Below are 19626 nucleotides of genomic sequence, written 5' to 3' on the forward strand. Positions count from 1 at the left end.
TCAAAGGTCGGGCCGGGTGCGCGGGGTCAGGACCGCAGGATCGCAACCGCGTCGTGGATGGAGCCGTCGAACTTCACGTTCCCGTGTTCGAGCAGGATGCCCCGTTCACAGATCCTGGACACCAGGTCCAGGTCGTGGCTCACGACCACCAAGGTCTTGCCGTCGCGGGCGAGCTCCTGGATCTTGTCGATGCACTTCCGTTGGAAGGGCTCATCGCCAACGGCGAGAATCTCGTCAATCAGGAAGACCTCGGGGTCGGTGTGGACCGCGACGGAAAAAGCGAGCCGCAAGTACATACCGGACGAGTAGAACTTCACCTCGGTATCGATGAATTGGCCGATCTCCGAGAATTCGACGATCTCGTCGAATCGGTCCTTGACCTGCTGCTCGGTCATCCCGAGGATGGCCCCATTCAGGAAGACGTTGTCCCTGCCCGAGAGGTCGGGGTGGAAGCCGGCGCCGACCTCGATGAGGCCCGCGACGCGTCCCCGCGTCTTGACGGTGCCGGTGTCAGGCAGCATGACGCCCGAGATGTGCTTCAGCAGTGTCGACTTTCCTGACCCGTTCAGCCCCAGGAGTGCAACCGTTTCGCCCGCCTGGACTTCTACGGAGACGTTCTTCAGCGCATGGAACTTCTCGGAGAGATCGCCCTTGCGCCCTTTCGCCAACCACACCACGGCCTCTTTCAGGGACCGGGTGTGGCGCAAGACGAATTGTTTGCTGATGTTCGAAACTTCGATTGCCGTGACCACTTAGAGCTCCTGTGCGAAACGGCCCTCAAGGCGCCGGAAGGTGTACTGACCCAGAACAACAATGACCACCGCGACCACCAGGCCCACCGGAAGCCACAGACCGAAAAGGTTGGGTGGCATCGCCGCCGAACCGTCGGTGGTGGGGTACCAGAACGCGTAGTGGAACAGTTCCACCCCGATGGTGATCGGGTTCGCCTGGTAAATGGCAAATGCTGTGCTTCCAAGCTTCTGCTCAACCATGGACCACGCGTACATCACGGGCGAAGCCCAAGTGGCAACCATCAGGAGCATGTCCACGAGGTTTTCCGAGTCGCGGAAGTAGACGTTGGCAGCGCCAAACAGCAAGCCCAGGCCGGTGGCGAGCATTCCGACGATGATGAAACCCGCCACGGCAGCAAGCAGCTGGATGACGTTGGGGTGCCAGCCGGCGAAGACACACCCCACCACCAGCACCACGAGCTGCGGAAAGAAATGCACCGCAGACACCCAGACGGAAGCGACGGGGAACAGTTCGCGCGGAAGGTAGATCTTCTTGATCAGGTTTCCGTTCATCACGATGGACCGTGCCGCGTTGCCCAGGGCCTCGGAAAAGAAGTTGATCAGGACGATGCCGGAGAACAGGTAAACGGCGTAGTTCGCCAACCCGTCCGGGTTCCTGGGACTCCGCTCCAGTCCGAGAAAGATTCCCAGCGCCACGTAAAAGACGATGAATTGGACGCCCGGTTTCACGTAGGACCACAGCAGTCCGAGAACCGAGCCCCGGTAGCGGACCTTGAGTTCTTTCCGCACCAGCAGCTTGAGCAGGAAGCTCGACTGCTTGATGTCCCGCAGACCCCCGCCCAACCCGGGCGTCGTCAACTCACCGGTCGAGATAACGCTCACTTGATCTCATTCTGCGTGTGCTGCTCAAACGTCTTCCGCCACGATTCGATCGATGTCAGATCGTTCATGGCCGACTTGTACTTCCTGCTGAGCGCCGGCCACTCCCGGAGCAGCGCAGCGTGGAGCCGGCCGCTTTCGGCCAGCATCGTCCGCAGCCGCTTCGGATCGCGCCGGTACCATGAGGCGCCGGTTCCCTCAGCGTTCGAGACCACGGCGCTGTCGTACTGCGCCATGCGCCACCACCGGTTGTCCTGGTGCGCCACAGTCGTCTGCGGACGTTCGGCACTGGTTCCCGTGACCGGCTTAACCAGTTGCCGGGCAATGGTCTTGGCAGCCCAAGGCAGGAGGGTGATCCTGGAGGGCTGGGACGGTCCGTGGCCGCGGCGGGGCGGCTTGTCCATCTTCGGAGCCGGGAAGTCCTCCGGGTCCGGGCGGAAGACGGCGTCGGAGTGCCCGGACATCATCTCCCGGATTTCCGGCAGCTTGGTCGACAACAGGTCGGGGAGGGCTTCCGGTCCCTTCAGGACATCCTCCAGCGCCCACTGCCGGCCTTGGGCTGTGGCGTACTGCATGGAGACCATGTGCTTGACGTCCCCGTACTGTGACGCCTTGACCACTTCGCCGCCGAACTCGTAGGGGCTGTGGAGCAACGCGGCCACCACGCGGTTGCGGGAATGGAAGTACGCCTGCCAACCGACCAGGTCATCCTTGTCGATCCAGGAGACGTGCCACACTGCAGAGCCGGGAAGGGAGACCGTGGGGTAGCCGTGTTCCTTTGCCCGCAGGCCATACTCGGCGTCGTCCCACTTGATAAACAGGGGAAGCGAAAGTCCAATGTCGCGGATGACTTTGGTGGGGATCAGGCACATCCACCAGCCGTTGTAGTCAACGTCGCAGCGCCGGTGCAGCCACGAGGTCTGGCGCAGGTTGGACGACAGGAAGTCGTGCCCGAGGATCATGTCCTCGCTGGGAAGGGCCGGCTGGAACCGGTAAGGGTTGACGACTTCGCCAAATGTATGCAGGACTGTCCGGTTGTACAGGTCGAACATGTGTCCGCCAACCAAGGTCGGCGTCTTGCACCGGTCCGCGAAGGTGAGCAGGCGGATGATGCTTTCCGGCTCAACGACGATGTCGTCGTCCATCAGCAGGACGTAGTCGCTGCCGTTTTCGACGGCCTCGAACATTCCGCGTGCGAATCCCCCGGAGCCGCCCAGGTTGGACTGGTTGATGATCCTGAGTTTGCCGTTAAGGGCCTCTTTGACCTCATCGAATCCGGGTGCGTCGGAGAGTTTCTGTGTGCCCTGGTCAACGATCAGGATCTCCTGCACGTGCTCCAAAGCTTCGGCGCTCTCGGCCAGGAGGCTGAGGTTGTTCAAGCAGAAGTCGGTCTTGTTGAGCGTCGTGATCTGGAGGGTGACCGATCCCGGTGTGCTCTCGACGGCAGGCCCTTGCCACTCAGCGTCGAGCATGATCAGAGGCTCGGTTCCGGCCAACAGGTCGAACCAGTACCATCCACCGTCCCCAAACGGAGCAAGCGACAGTTCAAAATGGCTTTCCGAGATTCCCTCGACACGGCGGGTATCCACCCGCTGCAGTGATCCGCGGGCGTTCGACTTGTAGACGATGACTGAACCGGCGCCTTGGGTGCGGACCTGCAACCGGATTTTGTCCACGGTTGTCCACCGACGCCAGTAGCTGGCGGGGAATGCGTTGAAGTAGGTGCCGAAGGAGACCCGCTCCCCCGACCTCACGGAAGTGGAGTGCCGCGAGAGGAAGTCCTCGACGTGCGCCTCCTTCGAGGGGCTGCTGATGGTCCGGGGCTTGGTGTCTTTTCCGTCCCCGTCGCCGATTGTGGGGAGTTGGATGCCGGTTGCCGTGCCCATGTCCATATACAGGGGGGCCGTGTCCATCTGGCTTGCGCTGGGCAGGATGACCCGCTGAAGGGTATTCCAGTTCGCCGACGACTCGTCAGCTGCCCCAACGGCGGCTTTTTTCTGGTTCGCAGTTGACACGCTCATGCGTCTACGCCTCCACTTTCCAGCTTCACGCCGCTTTCGAAGTGCGGCCGGATCTTGTTATCGAACATGCTTAGCGCGGATCCAATAGCCATGTGCATGTCCAGGTATTTGTAGGTGCCCAGCCGGCCGCCAAACAAGACGTCGGTTTCGGCGGCTGCGAGGTCGCGGTACTTGAGCAGTCGCTCCCTGTCGGCGGAGGTGTTGACGGGGTAGTACGGTTCGTCGCCCTTTTCGGCAAATCGCGAGAACTCCCGCATGATGACCGTTTTTTCGGTCTGGTAGTCGCGTTCGGGGTGGAAATGGCGGGGTTCGATGACGCGGGTGTAGGAGACGTCGTCGTCGTTGTAATTGACGACGGAAGTGCCCTGGAAGTCGCCGACATCAAGTACTTCTTCTTCGAAGTCGATGGTCCGCCAGGACAGGTCACCCTCGGCGTAGTCGAAGTAGCGGTCCACCGGACCCGTGTAGACCACGGGGATCTTGCCGACAACTTTGTTCTTGCTGTATTCGTGCGATTCGTCGAAGAAGTCGGTATTCAAGCGCACCTCGATGTTCGGGTGCTCGGCCATCTTCTCGATCCACGCGGTGTAGCCGTTGGTGGGCAGGCCCTCGTACTTGTCGTTGAAGTACCGGTTGTCGTAGTTGTAGCGCACGGGCAGCCTCGAAATGATGCCCGCCGGCAGGTCCTTGGGGTCCGTCTGCCACTGCTTCCCGGTGTAGTGCTTGATAAAGGCCTCGTACAGGGGACGGCCAATCAGTTGGATGCCCTTGTCATTGAGGTTCTGGGGATCGGTCCCTGCAAGTTCCCCGGCTTGTTCCTGGATGAGGTCCCGCGCCTGGCCGGGGGTGAGGTTGGCCCGGAAGAACTGGTTGATGGTCGCCAGGTTGATGGGGAGGGAGTACACCTCTCCCTTGTGGACGCCATAGACCTTGTGCACGTAATTCGTGAAGGTGGTGAACCTGTTGACGTATTCCCACACACGCTCGTTGGACGTGTGGAAAAGGTGGGCGCCATACCGGTGGATTTCGATACCGGTCTGCTCTTCCTTTTCGCTGTAGGCGTTGCCGCCGATATGGTGGCGGCGGTCGAGGACGACGACCTTCAGGCCGAGCTCGCTAGCGGCCTGTTCTGCGATTGTCAGGCCAAAAAAGCCGGACCCTACAATGACGAGGTCAGCGGTCACAAAATCTCCTGGTTTGAATACGGGCAGCACAATGGAGTGCATCGTCTGCTGTTCTAGCCTACCCGAGGGACCATAACGTCCGTCGAATCCGCCGGGCCCTTGTGGTCCGTCGCACATCCGACCTCAGGCGGGCCGCAGGACCCCGGCCCGCTCGATATACGCATCCCGTGTTTCGGGGCAGAGCCATTGGCTACCTTCGCTGACCAATGGTTGGCCGGCCTTGCCCACCCAGCCGATGCGCCGGGCGGGGACTCCCGCCACGAGAGCGAAGTCCGGCACGTCCTTTGTGACCACAGCGCCGGCCGCCACCATCGCCCACGCGCCGATGGTCACGGGCGCTATGCAGACTGCGCGGGCACCAACAGCAGCTCCCTCGAGGATCGTCACGCCCACTTTTTCCCAGTCCTCCTCTGTCTTGAGGATCCCTTCCGGAGTAACAGCGCGGGGAAAGACATCATTGGTCAGGACCACTGCCGGACCAATAAAGACCCCCGCCCCAAGAACCGCCGGTTCGTATACCAAGGCGTAATTCTGCACCTTGCAGTTATCCCCCAAAACCACGCCGGGGCCGATGTAGGCGCCACGGCCCACGACACAGTTCTCCCCCAAGCGCGCCGCCTCCCGAACCTGCGCCAGATGCCACACTTTGGTGCCCGCTCCGATACTCGCGCCTGCATCAACGTCAGCACTGTCCGCGATGGTGCCCAAAGGATTCTCCCTTGCTGCTCATGGCCCGCTTTTTGAGGGGACCGGGTGTAGCGATCCTAGCCGAGCTCCCGCCGTGCAAGCAGGACTCCCTGGCAGGGTTTTCCACATAGAGCCCGAAACGGCTCCCCAGGCTTTCCCTTCATGGATAGCGTGACGCAATACGCACGAAGGATTGGCACCCATGACCCTGCATTGCACCTTGGTTGGTGGTCCGGGCTCCCCACATCTCCGGGCTCCTCTCGAACTTTCCATCGAGGCCCCGCCCGGCACGCCGGGAGCGGACATCAACGAACAGTTGTCGACAAAATTCGGCACCGGGCCGGTCACTGTGGACGGACGTGATCTCCGTTCGTTGGTCTCCGGAATTCCGCCGTTGGTAAGCGCGGCAATTCTTGTCGACGGCGGCACCTCGCAGTCAGGGCAACGGCCGCGTCGTCTCCGGGCCGCTGATACCGCGGCCCCGCTGGCACTCGCCATTCACAGCGGCGCTGCTGCGGGAACAGTCATCCCGATCCGGCGAGGCAGCTACACCATAGGTCGCAGCGGTACGCGCGTTGTCATACCGGATCCGGAGTTGTCGCGCGAGCACGCACGCCTTGTCGTCACGGACACGGATATCATCCTGATCGACCTGGACAGTGCAAATGGCACCTACGTCGACGGTGAGAGGATCCGGAATACTGCCATCTCCACGGATTCCGGTATCAGGTGCGGGCAGTCCACCATGTCGCTGATGTTTTCTGACCAGTCGGAGAGGGTCCTGGCCGATGCCGGAAAATCCGTGGCCGAACCCATCCTTGTCTCCGGCGGGGCTGAGGCCGGCAACCGCGCACTGCTGCTGCTGGCCGCAGTTCTCCCGCTGGCGATTGGCGTGGGGCTTGCGGTGGTTACCGGGATGTGGATGTTCCTTGCCTTCTCGGCGGCGTCCGCGTTTTCTGTCCTCGTGCCCGTCATCAGCGGCCGGCGGCAGAGGCAGCAATTGGCGGCTGCTGTTCAAGCGGCAGTGCGGGAAGACAGGGAACGCCGGCGCCGGTGCGCCCCGTCCCTTGCCCTCGTTGCCCTGGCAGCGCACCGGAGCACCCAGACGCCGGTGCCCCATTTGGCGTCCGACGGCGTGTGGCTGAGGTTGGGCGAAATGGACCAGTACGCCAATGTCCGAATTGAGCCGGCACGCGCCGTCCAGTCCATCCACCCGGTTGGGCGGGTCCCCATCGTCCTTGACCCGCGCCGGCCGCTCACCATTATTGCGGGCTCTTCGGCGGTCATAGACGGCGCCATCAGGTCCCTCGTCATGCAACTTGCGGGCTACCCCTTGGCTGACACGACGGGGGTGGTCGTCCACGGCCGGCCGAAGGATCTGCCGTTGGCCGCCCGGTATCTTCCCAGGGCAATCCTCACCGGAACAACTGATGCCGCCCTCCGGGTCATCGAAGGAGGTGGCCCATCAGGTTCAGAGCGAAGTGTCCTGTTGATCCGCAGTACGGACCCGGCGGACGAGGGCGACGTCAAAGTCCGTGAAGCCGCTGTGGAACGGGGTTGGCAGGTTCTTCATTTTCTTCCGGAGCACACCGAATCCCCTTTAGCTGACGTGTTTTTGTCCGAGGGCAGGTCGGTCATGCTCCTTGACCACGACAAGCCGGTCTTTGTCCCGGACCTTCTACCTGAGGCAGTGTTCACCACGCTCTGCCGACGCCTGGCGAAGGCGCCCAAACGGGAGGACGGGCACGTGCGCTCCGTTCCGGCCACCGTCGCCCTCAGCGAGATCCTGCCCATGACGGCGGCTGAGACCGCGAGACGCTGGGAAGCCGCAGCGGAAAGCCCGGGGCTCGCGGTGCCACTGGGCCTGGGTGCGGCCGGCCCGAGGACCCTGGACCTGCAGGCCGACGGTCCCCATGTGCTCATAGCAGGCACCACGGGCTCAGGAAAATCGGAATTGCTCCGGACCCTTACCCTGGCGCTCGCCCTGAGCTACCCGCCTGAGCGCGTCAACTTCTTCTTCGTCGATTTCAAAGGTGGCTCCGGCTTGGGTCCACTCCACGGCTTGGTCCACTGTGTCGGACTTCAAACCGACCTGACCGGCGCCGAAATGGAACGCACCCTGATGTCGCTGCGGGCAGAAGTCAGACTCCGTGAGGAGCACCTCTCGGCAGCCGCCGTACCGGACCTCGCAGCGTACAGGTCCTCGCACGCGGCCAAGGATTTCAACCTCCCCCACCTTGTTGTCATCATCGACGAGTTCAGGATGCTTGTTGACGATGCTCCGGAAGTGCTGCGTGAGCTGCTGCGGATCGCTTCCATAGGGCGGTCGCTGGGTATCCATCTTGTGATGGCCACGCAACGGCCACAGGGTGCATTGACGGCCGACATCCGGGCGAACGTCACCTCCAGCATTGCCCTCCGCGTGCAGTCGGACATGGAGTCAGTGGACATCATCAATTCGAAGGCCGCGGCGGCCATCGGAGTGGATACTCCGGGCCGTGCGTTCCTCGCCCGCGGCGCGGAACCTGCTGAAGCGTTCCAGGCCGCGTCCCTGCCACCCATTTCCGAGGATCAGCTGCACGGTCCGGTCGTCATCCAGCCGACAACCACGTACCTTGCTCCCCGGGAAGCGGCGGCCCCGTCCCCGCCGTCCCCTGCGCCAACCCCTGCCACGGCGGCGGCTCCCCTGGTGGCACTCGTGGAATCCCTGTGCACGGCGCATGGCAAACAGGTCCCCCGGAGACCGGTGGCTCCTCCCTTGCCGGCAGACCTGGAAGAACCGGGGCAGGATTTTTCATCCGACGGATACCAGGCAGCACGGTCCATGCCCGCTGGACCTGGCGACGACGAAGGCTGTGTGCGCCTGGGACTGATGGATCTGCCCCAGAAGCAGAAGGTGGTGACTCTGGCCTGGAGCCCTGCCATCGATGGGCATGCCGCCTTCCTTGGCAGTTCCACCTCCGGCGCGCCGGAAGCCCTTGAACTGACGGCCGGAAGATTGATGGCCAGCCCGTCCGAAGCCCACTTCTATGTCCTGGACAGTACGGGAAGCTTTTTGCCCTTTGCGCACGCCGGCCGGACCGGGGCCCACGCCGGTATCCACGAGTTGCGCCGGGGAGTCCGAATCCTGGAACGTCTTACCCGCGAACTAGGGAGGCGACTTAGCCGGCCGGCCGTTGGGGAGGTACCCCTGGTTCTCATTGTGTCTGGCTGGGGCTCCTGGGTTTCAGCGTTCCGGTCCGGCCCATTGGCCTGGGCCGAAGACCTGGTCCAGGACCTCGCCCGCGACGGGAGCAAGGCTGGAATAACTCTGTTGCTTTCCGGTGAACGCGAACTGGTCGCAGCGAGGTTCTACGCATCCATCCCCAACCGCTTCTATTTTCCGTCCGGCTCCACCGAAGAGAGCCGTGCCGCATGGCCCCGGATGCCCTCCGTTCCCCCGGTGTCGGGAAGGGCTGTCGCATTTGGGCCTGCAGCCGCCGGCGGCCCGACGGTCTGCCAGTTTTACCGAGAATCCCTCGCTGGCCACGGGCAACCATCTCCCTGCAGGGACGGCCTGCCTGCGGCATCGCCGCCGTTCAGGGTCGAACCCCTCCCGGCTATGATCACCGCCGGCGAGGTCACGGCACGTGCCGGGCGCAGCACAGCGTTCCGGACTGGTGCCGAGAACGGGCAAACTGGCACTGCAGACGCCTCCGCAGGAACCGGGCAAGCCCGGGCCGTCCTGCTGGGCGTGGCAGGCGACGAGCTCGATGCGATCGCCGTCCGGATTCCAGCCGGCGCCGTGATGGCAGTCCTCGGCGGTCCCGAAAGTGGCAAGAGCAACGTGCTGCACGCTATAGAAACGCTCAATTCCGGCAAGGGAGTTTTGTCAAGCCCCGTGCCGCACATGAAAGCCGGAAACCTTTGGCGGGGCGTGCTGGAGCAGGCCCAGGCCGGAGAGCTTTCGCCCGACACGCTGCTGCTCGTCGACGATGTAGACCTTCTGGACCCCGCGGCAGTGAAGGACCTGGGCCACCTGAGCGGTTTGGGCTATCCGATGGTGGTCACCGCAAGGTACAGCCCGTTGCTGCCACAACGCGTTCCTTTGATCATGAACGCCCGGGCGGCCGGCCTCGGTCTTCTGATGTGCCCGCGGACGATGGCCGAGGGTGACCTGTTCGGGGTCCGGTTTGAGGTGGAGGCGAATCTGCCGCGCGGGCGTGGCATCCTGATTTCTGAGGGACGGTCGTGTGCCCTGCAGGTGGGGTGGGCAGGGGCCGCACCCTGAACTGCCGGGTGTTCCCTGCCGTTGCCCCAGATCCGGGCGTTCGTTACCCAGTCCGGACGTTTACAAGGAACGAACCAGTGGCGCCTGGTGCAGGGGCGTCAGAGAGCAGGGGGAGGACTGCCCGTTCGGGACGCGTGGCCGATCACCCTGTTGGAGAACAGCAGAACTATGGCGGCCGCCGCTGGTACCACCATTGCCGCGCCCGCAAGGACCAGGCCGCTGGTCAAGGTTGGGACACCAATCGTCAGGACGAACAGTTGGGCCACCAGCGCCGCTGCCCGGGTCCACCGGTACCCGCGATAGAGGAAGACGGATACCGCAAAGAGCCAGGCCGAAAAGGCCAGCAGGAGGCCCAGAGTGAAGACAGCTCCCCAGAAAGAGAGCACGGGGCTGCCGGTGAACAGCTCGTACCCGTACCAGCCTGCAGCAACCAGCAGGGCAAGGGCTTCGGCACCGGCAATCAACGCCACCACGGTGGCAGCAACGGGTGCGGGAGTGGAACGCTGGTCGGCCGGGCGGCCGGGTCCGTTGCCGGGCTCGTCCGGAATCGCTGGGACACCTGCTGGGTTTACCGGGGGTCTTGACACACTGGCACCCTACCGGACATAGTCGGACACTGGTGAGGGCAGGAGCCGCCACTGTGATGCATCGCTCAGGTTTCCACTGATATCAGGCGTTATTACCCCTTGTTTACACAGCGTTAACATGACAGGCTTGATGCAGATGACCAAGGGGGCCCAGAGGGCCCCTTTCCTTTGTAGCCACTAGTGAATAATTTCACAAAGGGCACTTCCCAGAAATGGAGCAACTGATCAGCATGGATTGGCGTAACCGCGCAGCGTGCCTCGACAAGGACCCGGAACTGTTCTTCCCCGTCGGAAACACAGGCCCGGCCCTCCTGCAGATCGAGGAAGCCAAGAGCGTCTGCCGCCGGTGCCCCGTAGTGGACACGTGCCTCCAGTGGGCTCTGGAATCCGGCCAGGATGCCGGTGTCTGGGGCGGCATGAGCGAAGATGAGCGCCGCGCCCTGAAGCGGCGTGCCGCCCGCGCCCGCCGGGCGTCCTAGAAGGCGGGCAGCCGGCACCGTTAAAACGGACCTTACAACCAGAGGCCCCGGATCGATCCCAAGGATCGGTCCGGGGCCTCTGTCGTTTGGTTTTACCCACCACCGGGCGCCATATCGGCGCGTACGGTCCGTGGCCTACTTCCCGTGCAGGCTGAGCCTGATCTTGACCTCGGTTCCGCCGCCCTCCCGGCGTTCCCACGTGATGGTGCCGCCCAGTTCACTGGTGACCAAAGTCCGCACGATCTGCAATCCAAGCCCCTCGACATGCGGGGTCTCCGGGAGCCCCACGCCGTCGTCTGCGATGGTTACCGTCAGTTCCTCGCCATCCTCCCCCTCGGACCTGTCGGCCAGGAGCCACACTGTCCCGGCCCTCCCCTCAAGACCGTGCTCCACGGCATTGGTCACCAGTTCGTTGATCACCAGGGCAAGCGGTGTGGCCAGGTCGCTGGGCAGCTCACCGAACGTGCCGGAGCGTTCAGTCCGTACCTGCTGTGACGGGGACGCAACCTCGGCGGACAGCCTGAACTGGCGGCCAATCAGCTCGTCAAAATCAACGCTCTGGGTCAAGCCCTGCGACAGGGTCTCATGCACAAGGGCGATGGTGGCCACACGGCGCATCGCTTGTTCCAGTCCCTGTTTGGCCTCATCACTCACCATCCGCCTGGATTGCATCCGCAGCAGCGCAGCCACCGTCTGGAGATTGTTCTTGACCCTGTGGTGGATCTCTCGGATGGTGGCATCTTTGGTCACCAACTCCATTTCCCGCCGCCGCAGCTCCGAGACGTCCCGGCAGAGCACCAACGCACCGAAGCGCTGCTGTTCATCGCGCAGGGGGATGGCACGCAGGGACAGGCTGACACCGCGGGATTCGATCTCGCTGCGCCACGGCATCCGCCCGGTAACCACCAGCGGCAGGGTCTCGTCAACCATCCGCCGGTCCTTGAGGAGGCCGGCCGTGACCTCGGCAAGGGAACGCCCTTCAAGGGATTCACCGTCGCCAAGGCGGCGGAACGCGGAGACACCGTTCGGGCTGGCATACTGCACCACGCCATCGGCATCAAGCCGGATCAGGCCGTCCCCCACGCGGGGTGCACCCCGGCGCGACCCGGTAGGCGAGGCAAAGTCCGGCCATAATCCCAGGGTGCCCATTCGCAACAGGTCATACGCGCACTGCCGGTAGGTCAGCTCCAGCCGCGACGGCATCCGCGAACTGGACAAGTCCATATGCGTGGTGACCACCGCAAGCGTCCGCCCGTTCCGGACCATCGGGACCGCCTCCACCCGAAGCGCCATCTCACTGTTCCAGTTGGTCTCGCTGGACCGCTCAATGGAGCGGCTGTTCCAGGCTTTGTCCACCAGCGGCTGCAGGTCGGAGCGGATCCCTTCCCCCACGAAGTCGCTGTGGAACGCGGTATGCGTGGTGGAAGGGCGCACGTGGGCCAGGGCGACATAGCCAAGCTCCGGGTGGGGGAACCACAGTGCCAGGTCGGCGAACGCCAGGTCCGCGACCATCTGCCAGTCCCCCACCAGGAGGTGCAGCCATTCGGCATCGCCCGGCCCGAAATCAGCGTGTTCCCTGATGGGGTCCGTAAAGATTGCCACTGCACCTCCAGTTGCGACGCCGCAAGGCTAGCGTCGGACGATTGACCTCAAGAGCCTCAATGCTACCGACAGTGAGGCCATGTCGTCGGCCTCCAGGGCGTTCACTTCGTCGAACATGCTCTTTGCCCTGCCCAGCTGTTCGGCATTCTGCGCCTCCCAGTCCTTGAGCCGCGCCTCCGGTGAGTCGGCCGTTGACGTTGCGTCCAGCACCGCCGTCGTCATGTCCGACACGGTCGAGTACAGATCGTCGCGCAAGGCGGCCCGCGCCAGCGCCTGCCACCTGTCCTGGCGGGGCAGGCTGCTGATCCGTTCCAGCAAGGAATCCGCGTGGAACCGGTTGAACACGGTGTAATACGTGGCCGCAATGTCCTCTACCGGGTCCTTGCGGGATCGGGCGATCTTGGCAATATCCAGCAGCACGAAGCTCTCGAACAGCTCGGCCCAACGCAACGCCAGGCTCTCCGGGAGTTCCCATTCGCGACCCTTCGCCAGCCATTCGGACACCCGTTCGCGGTCATCCCCGCGCAGGTAGTCCAGCAGGCGGGCCCGCATCGGATCCATGAGCGGCTTGAACTCCGCCACTACCTCTGCGATCGGGCGGGAGACGCTTTCCTGTCCCAGCAGCCACCGGACCGCACGGTCCAGGAGCCGGCGGATGTCCAGGTGTACGGTGCTCCAGTGCTCCGTCGGGAACGAAGCCGGCAGGCTGTTCAACTCGGCCACCATCGCATCCAGTTCGTACACCTCCCGCAGTGCCACGAACGCCTTGGCGACGGCCACTTCGCTGGCCGACGTTTCTTCCATGACCCGGAAGGCGAAGGTGATCCCGCCAAGGTTGATCATGTCGTTGGCCACCACGGTGGCGATGATTTCGCGTCGCAGCGGATGCGTGTCCAGCTCCGCATCGAAGCGTTCGCGCAGCTGGTGCGGGAAATAGGAGCGCAGCGTGGCCCGGAACCAGGGATCGTCGGCAAGGTCGCTGTCCCGAAGCGCCGAGGCCAGCTCGATCTTTGCATAGGCGGCCAGCACCGACAGTTCAGGGGAAGTCAGGCCCTGCCCCTGCTGCAGCCGGTCACGCAGGGTTTCGGTCGTCGGCAATGCTTCCAGGTCGCGTTTCAGGTCCGCGCTCTTCTCCAGCCAGTCCATGAGCCGCTCGTAGCTCGGGCTCCACTCGGCCACCCGGCTGCGGTCGTTCAGGAGCAGGATGTTCTGGTCGATGTTGTCTTCCAGGACCAGCCGGCCCACCTCGTCGGTCATGGAGGCCAGGAAGTCCGCGCGTTCGGCCGCCGGCAGCTTGCCTGCGGCGACCATGCGGTCAACAAAGATCTTGATGTTGACTTCGTGGTCGGAGCAGTCCACGCCGGCAGAGTTGTCGATAGCATCAGTGTTGAGGATGACCCCCTGCAACGCCGCCTCGATGCGGCCGCGCTGGGTCATGCCGAGGTTTCCGCCTTCGCCCACCACTTTCACGCGCAGATCCCGGCCGTTGACGCGGATGGCGTCGTTGGCCTTGTCCCCCACCGTTGCGTTGGATTCTGAACTGGCCTTGACGTAAGTGCCGATACCGCCGTTGTACAGCAGGTCGGCCGGGGCCAGCAGGATGGCCCTCAGCAGCTCCGGCGGGCTGAGTTCGGTGGTTTCGGCCGACAGCCCGAGTGCAGCGCGCACTTGCGGGGATACGGGAATGGACTTGGCCTGCCGGGCGAAGACGCCGCCGCCTTCACTGATCAGCGACTTGTCGTAGTCGTCCCAGGAGGACCTGGGCAGCTCGAACAGCCTCTGCCGCTCAGCGAAGGAGGATGCCTCGTCCGGCGCGGGATCGAGGAAGATGTGCCGGTGGTCGAATGCCGCAAGCAACCTGATGTGGCGGGACAGCAGCATCCCGTTTCCGAACACGTCACCGGACATGTCCCCCACACCCACCACCGTGAACGGCTCGGTCTGGGTGTCGAGGTCGAGCTCACTGAAGTGCCGCTTGACCGACTCCCAGGCGCCCCGGGCCGTGATCCCCATGGCCTTGTGGTCGTAGCCTACGGAGCCGCCGGAAGCGAACGCGTCCCCCAGCCAGAATCCGTATTCTGCCGACAGCCCGTTGGCGATGTCCGAGAAAGTAGCCGTCCCCTTGTCCGCCGCCACGACAAGGTAGGAGTCGTCGTCGTCATGCCTGACAACGTTCGACGGCGGCACAAGCCGCTCGCCGCTACCTTCCGTGAGCAGGTTGTCGGTGAGGTCCAGCAGGCCGCGGATGAAGGTCTTGTAGCTTTCGACGCCTTCCGCCATCCAGGCCGCGCGGTCGGCGGCCGGATCCGGAAGCTGCTTGGCGAAGAAGCCGCCCTTGGCTCCGGTGGGAACGATGACGGCGTTCTTGACCGTCTGCGCTTTCACCAGGCCCAGGACTTCGGTACGGAAGTCCTCCCGCCGGTCAGACCAGCGAAGGCCACCGCGGGCGACCTTGCCGAACCGCAGGTGCACGCCCTCCACCCGGGGCGAATAGACCCAGATTTCGAACATCGGCCGCGGGAACGGCAGCCCCTCGATCTGCGCCGGGTCCAGCTTGAAGCTCAGATGCGGCTTGTCCTGGAAGAAGTTGGTGCGCAGGGTGGCCTCAATGAGGTTGCCGAATGTGCGCAGCACGCGGTCTGCGTCCAGTGTGGCAACCTTCTCAATGGCAGCTGCCAGGTCCTGGCGTACGGACGCCTGGGCGGCGGCGCGGCCGTCGTCGTCCATGGCCGGGTCAAAGCGGGCAGCGAAAAGCGCGATCAGGGCCTTGGTCACGTCGGCGTTGGCCAGGAGCGTGTCCGCCATGAACCCGAAGGAACTGCTGCTGCCCATCTGGCGCATGTAGCGTGCGTAAGCCCGCAGCACCGTGATCTGCCGCCAGTGCAGGCCCTCCCGCAGCACCAGGCGGTCGAAGCTGTCAGACTCCGCCGCTCCTGTGATGGCGGCGCCAAAGGATTCGGCCAGGAGTTCCCCCGTGCTGACCGGATCCACGCCGGCAGGGTATTTCAACCCAAGGTCGTAAAGGAAGAAGTCCCTGTGGTCGGCGGTTTCGATCTCGAACGGGCGTTCGTCCAGGACTTCCAGACCCAAGTTGTGGAAGTAGGGAAGGATCTGGCTCAGGCTCTTGGGCTCCAGCATGTAGAGCTTGACCCGGGCGTCCTCTTCCAAGGTCGCGCCTGCCCCCTCGGGCAGGTAGACGTGGACGCCGGGACGGTCCTGCCGCGCGTCCGCACTCCGTTCGGCGGCGGCTCCGTACTTCTCGAAGCGCGCAATATCCTCAAGCGCGTCCTCTACCTCGTAGTCCACCCGGTAGCTGGCGGGAAACGCCTCGGCCCAGATGGCGGCGAGCTCCTTGGCCTCGGCCGGGTCCCGCCCTTCGCGCAGGACCTCGGTGATGCCCTCACTCCAGGACCTCGCGGCCCGGACCAGCCGCGTTTCCAGCTCCTCGCTGTTGACGTGGCTGACATCGGCGTTCTTGGGCAAGCGGATGCGGAAGAACAGGCGGGCAAGGGCCGACTCCGTCATGCGTGCTTCGTAGTCGATCGAGACCGCCTGGAACGTTTCCCGCAGTTCCTGCTCAATGCGCAGCCTGACATTGGTGGTGTACCGGTCACGGGGCAGGTAGACGACGGCGGACATGAAGCGGCCGTAGATGTCGGGCCTGAGGAACAACCGGGTGCGGCGACGTTCCTGAAGCTTCTGGATACCCAAAGCCGTTGCGGCGAGGTCGGGAATTTCGATCTGGAACAGCTCATCGCGCGGATAAGTCTCGAGGATCCCCAGCAAATCCTTCCCGGAATGCGAGTCCGGCGGGAAGCCCGCGGTTTGCAGCACAGCGTCGACCTTTTCGCGGACGATCGGAATATCCCGGACGGAGCCGGCGTAAGCGCTCGTGGCGAAAAGTCCGATGAAGCGGCGCTCGCCGTTGACGTTGCCTGCGGCATCGAAACTCTTGATTCCGATGTAGTCGAGGTAAGCCGAGCGGTGCACGGTCGAGCGGGAATTGGCTTTCGTAATGACCAGGGCGCGTTTTTCCCGTGCCTTCTTCCGGCCGGTATCGGTGAGGTGCTGGATGTGGGGGGAATCGGCGGCCGCCCGCAACAGTCCAAGCCCGCTGTCTTCGCGCAGCTCGAGGACATCTTCCCCGTCGACGTTCAAGAGGTCGTATTCGCGGTAGCCGAGGAACGTGAAGTTACCGTCGTCCAGCCAGCGGAGCAGGTCCTTGGCCTGGCGCAATTCGGCGATCTGTGCGGGGTTGGCCACCTGGTCCAGGCTTCTGGCGATTTCCAGCGCCTTTTGGCGCATCTTCGGCCAGTCCTCGACAGCGGCCCGGACGTCCTTGAGTACCCTGGTCAGTCCGGCAAGCAGGGACGACTTCGCGTCGTCCGGAATACGCTGGATTTCGACGGCGATCCACGACTCCATGTGGGAGGCGTTTTCACCTTGGGCGATGAGGTGCGACAGGTTCGGCATGGCGGCCGTGTCCCCACTTGAAATGCCCAGGTGGGCCGGGACCCTGTTAACCTCTACCAACTCGCCGGTTTCCCGATTCCTGGTGGCGACAAACAGCGGGTGGACCACCAGTTTGATGGCTGCGTGCTGCCGGACCAGTTCCGCGTTCACGGAATCGACGAGGAAGGGCATGTCGTCAGTAACGACGAAGATGACGGTGCTGTCCTCCTCGTCGGCGATTGAGATCTTTGCCTGCCCGGGCAGCCGGACCGACGCCGTCGTGTGGTGCTCCCGCGCCCGGGACTCCAGTACCTCGCGAGGGTAGCTCCGGGCGTCCTCCTCCGCCAAGTGCTGGTAGTAGTCCCCCATGAAACCTTCAAGGCCTTCAATGGAGAGGGGCTGATCCTCCACACCGGATCCAGACGACATCGACAACGCCTCCACTAGAGAAATTCGCCGCACCTTTGCAGCTCTTATGGCGAGCCTAGTCCTTTGCCTTGCGCCGCGGTGTGGAAGAAGATACAGAGGATTTGGACTTTTGCTGGACGGGTGCACAAACCAGTTCCCTGATCGCCCTGCGGAGCGTCGACTCCGGCGCAGCTTCGTGCAACAGGGATCCAGCCAAGAGCGCTGCGTCGGCTGCAGCGGGGTCGTACGGCAGAAACGCGGTGAGCCCGGAAGCCGGACCGTATCGTTCCCAGGCATCCCTCAGCTGGCGCTCGGGACTTCTGCCAACGGAGGAGGCCCGCACTTTGTTCATGACCACGATAGGTGCGGCCTGTGGGACCGCTGTTTCCAGTTCGGCGAGCGCCCGCACCAGCCTGGGCACCCCTACCGGATCCGCTGCCCCGACCGCATAGACCGTGTCAGCCACCTCAAGGGGGCAAAGCGTCGCCGCATTCCGCCGCGGCGCCATGGTGTCGAAGCTGAGTTCTTCATCAGCCTCAAGACAGAAGCCGGTATCGACCACCACCACGTCCGCCATGTGCCTGGCCCGCTCGAGGACCAAGGCCAGAGCTGTGGCCCTGAGTTCGGTCCACCGGTCAGCGCGGGTTATCCCCGTCAGGACCCTGAACGTCCCTGACGCGGTGGCAACGGTTGAGGCCACTTTCCGAAGCGCATCAGCGTCCAGCGCCCCCTGGTCGGCGAGCCTGCACGCCTGGGCAAGCCCGGCCGACTCATCCAGCAATCCCAGGACTGCCGCTACGCTTGCGCCGTAGGTGTCGGCATCGACAAGGAGGACCTCCCGGCCGTCAGCCGCCATTTCTCCGGCGATGTTGGCTGCAACCGTGGTCCTTCCGGGCGACCCCGCCGGACCCCATACGGCGATGATCTTCCCCGTCCCGGCATTCTCCGGGCCGGGCCTGGGTTCAACCGGAGTAATGGCGAGCGCCGCTCCAGTATCAGCTTCCGCGCTCAACGCCGGAGGACGACCCAGACCGGTCAGGCGGGCAACAGCGTCCGCTATCCTGTCCGAAAGCTCCGCGGAATGAACCCCGGTCAGTGCCGAGGCCACCCCGATCTTGCGGAGCCTGTCCGCCTCATCGGCGTTGTCCGTCAGGGCAATGACTGCCACCCCCACAGCGCCAAGGCGGTCAACCAGGGACGCAGTCAGCCCTTCTGAACCTTCGGCCACGACGGCAGCCCTGGCGAGGCCGCTCTGGCAGGCTGCCAGCAATTCCGGAAGTTCAGCGCATCGCCGAACCACTGTGACGGGGCCGTGCAGCCGTTCCAGGCCGCCCACCACATCCTCCCGGCTTTGGCCCACAGTGACCACCGGAATGCTCATCGGGCGCCCCCGGGGTTCCAGACGACCGAGATCTTTGCTTCATTTGCCTGCGCGCCCAGCAACGCCGGCATCTGCTTGTCCTCCACCAGTACCATCAGAACCGTCGTCTTCGACGATCCAAGGGCCGTGGACCCCGTGGCCACTTCGGTGATCTCCGCACCGGGCAGGAGGAGCTTCGGCTCACTGAAACCGTTCTTGGCATCCGGCTGCGCCACCCAAACATCGACGCGGGCGCCGGCAACGGCTTGTGCCGGCAACGTCTGATCAATGGTGAGAGCCACAGGCTTCCGGTCCAGCCGGTCCACTTCGCCGAGGCTTGACCGCGGAACGAGCTGGTCTTTCCCAATGCGCTGCATGGCAACCACGTCCTGCGGCAACCCGTCCGCCACGGTGATGTAATGCTGCTCGGTATCTCCCAGCCTGACCTTGGCGCGCACCACGTTCTCGGGAGTGAGTCGTTCGCCCACCGCAATGCCGTCCCTGGCGGCGTAGACCTCGGTTGTCCGGTCTGCGCTGCCTACGAGAAAGACGACACCCGCTATGGATACCAGGACCAGGAGTACGCCAACCAACAGCCGGGGGTCTCTCCACGAGGGACGCTTGAGCCGTGCAGCACCGACGCTTGAATCAGGAACCATACCGTCCTCCCCCTTGGCATCCCGGACCCTCCCCACGGGGGCCGGACTCCTCATTGTTACCGGAAGGCCGATGGAACAAAAGTCATTTGGCTAAAACCTGCCAATATGTGGATAACGGGCACAAGCTGTGCCACTTGATGGCAAAATGAGTCCATGCCAAGGTTTCTCACGCTCGCAGACGTCGCTGAGCAGCTTCAGATTAATTCTCCAGCCGCGTATGCCTTGGTGCGCAGCGGCGAGCTGAAGGCCATCCAGGTGGGTGGCCGGGGTTATCTTGCCCAGTCAC

The 19626-nt window shown here is 63.8% G+C and carries 13 protein-coding genes; 3 read left to right on the forward strand and 10 right to left on the reverse strand.

What is annotated here, in order from left to right:
* Nucleotides 1–26: 26 nt before the first annotated feature.
* The 5 genes from DC347_RS08945 to DC347_RS08965 all read right to left on the reverse strand — a co-directional run bounded on the left by DC347_RS08945 (nucleotide 27) and on the right by DC347_RS08965 (nucleotide 5544).
* Entirely contained in the window at nucleotides 27–752 is a 726-nt protein-coding gene (locus DC347_RS08945) for an ABC transporter ATP-binding protein (protein WP_109045116.1), read from the reverse strand.
* On the reverse strand, nucleotides 753–1634 hold the full coding sequence (locus DC347_RS08950; RefSeq protein ID WP_109045117.1) for an ABC transporter permease: 882 nt from the start codon (nucleotides 1632–1634) through the stop codon (nucleotides 753–755).
* Nucleotides 1631–3652: a glycosyltransferase gene (locus DC347_RS08955; protein ID WP_109045118.1), complete on the reverse strand. Its 2022-nt coding sequence runs from the start codon at nucleotides 3650–3652 to the stop codon at nucleotides 1631–1633. The genes DC347_RS08950 and DC347_RS08955 overlap by 4 nt, the downstream gene beginning before the upstream one ends.
* Nucleotides 3649–4836 (reverse strand): UDP-galactopyranose mutase, encoded by a 1188-nt coding sequence (gene glf, locus DC347_RS08960; protein ID WP_109045119.1) that lies wholly within the window; start codon nucleotides 4834–4836, stop codon nucleotides 3649–3651. Before glf ends, DC347_RS08955 begins: the two co-directional genes overlap by 4 nt.
* A gap of 123 nt (nucleotides 4837–4959) precedes the next feature.
* Nucleotides 4960–5544 (reverse strand): acyltransferase, encoded by a 585-nt coding sequence (locus DC347_RS08965; protein ID WP_109045120.1) that lies wholly within the window; start codon nucleotides 5542–5544, stop codon nucleotides 4960–4962.
* A 181-nt stretch (nucleotides 5545–5725) separates the two neighbouring features.
* On the opposite strand from DC347_RS08965, the gene DC347_RS08970 reads away from it, so the two are divergent.
* A complete protein-coding gene (locus DC347_RS08970; RefSeq protein WP_165838001.1) occupies nucleotides 5726–9793 on the forward strand; it encodes an FtsK/SpoIIIE domain-containing protein in 4068 nt (1355 codons plus the stop codon).
* A gap of 98 nt (nucleotides 9794–9891) precedes the next feature.
* Here DC347_RS08970 and DC347_RS08975 read toward each other — a convergent pair whose 3' ends face one another.
* On the reverse strand, nucleotides 9892–10380 hold the full coding sequence (locus tag DC347_RS08975) for a hypothetical protein (RefSeq protein ID WP_109045121.1): 489 nt from the start codon (nucleotides 10378–10380) through the stop codon (nucleotides 9892–9894).
* Between the two features lie 230 nt (nucleotides 10381–10610).
* Here DC347_RS08975 and DC347_RS08980 point away from each other — a divergent pair, with 230 nt between their 5' ends.
* Nucleotides 10611–10859: a WhiB family transcriptional regulator gene (locus DC347_RS08980; protein WP_003804966.1), complete on the forward strand. Its 249-nt coding sequence runs from the start codon at nucleotides 10611–10613 to the stop codon at nucleotides 10857–10859.
* A 135-nt stretch (nucleotides 10860–10994) separates the two neighbouring features.
* Here the strand turns inward: DC347_RS08980 and DC347_RS08985 are convergent, their stop codons facing one another.
* Genes DC347_RS08985 through DC347_RS09000 form a run of 4 tightly spaced genes read right to left on the reverse strand, consistent with a single transcriptional unit; the run spans nucleotide 10995 to nucleotide 19340 of the window.
* Nucleotides 10995–12461: a sensor histidine kinase gene (locus DC347_RS08985; protein ID WP_018760216.1), complete on the reverse strand. Its 1467-nt coding sequence runs from the start codon at nucleotides 12459–12461 to the stop codon at nucleotides 10995–10997.
* Nucleotides 12462–12488: 27 nt separating this feature from the next.
* Nucleotides 12489–17342, reverse strand: a complete 4854-nt coding sequence (locus tag DC347_RS08990) for an NAD-glutamate dehydrogenase (protein ID WP_109045122.1) — start codon at nucleotides 17340–17342, stop codon at nucleotides 12489–12491.
* Nucleotides 17343–17397: 55 nt separating this feature from the next.
* Nucleotides 17398–18702 (reverse strand): P-loop NTPase, encoded by a 1305-nt coding sequence (locus tag DC347_RS08995; RefSeq protein WP_109045123.1) that lies wholly within the window; start codon nucleotides 18700–18702, stop codon nucleotides 17398–17400.
* Nucleotides 18699–19340 (reverse strand): hypothetical protein, encoded by a 642-nt coding sequence (locus DC347_RS09000; protein WP_109045138.1) that lies wholly within the window; start codon nucleotides 19338–19340, stop codon nucleotides 18699–18701. The genes DC347_RS08995 and DC347_RS09000 overlap by 4 nt, the downstream gene beginning before the upstream one ends.
* A 153-nt stretch (nucleotides 19341–19493) precedes the next feature.
* Between DC347_RS09000 and DC347_RS09005 the strand changes: the two genes are divergently transcribed.
* On the forward strand, nucleotides 19494–19626 hold a 133-nt coding region (locus DC347_RS09005; RefSeq protein WP_133247077.1), incomplete at its 3' end, for a helix-turn-helix domain-containing protein.

The sequence above is a fragment of the Pseudarthrobacter sp. AG30 genome (assembly GCF_003116525.1).
GTDB lineage: Bacteria > Actinomycetota > Actinomycetes > Actinomycetales > Micrococcaceae > Arthrobacter.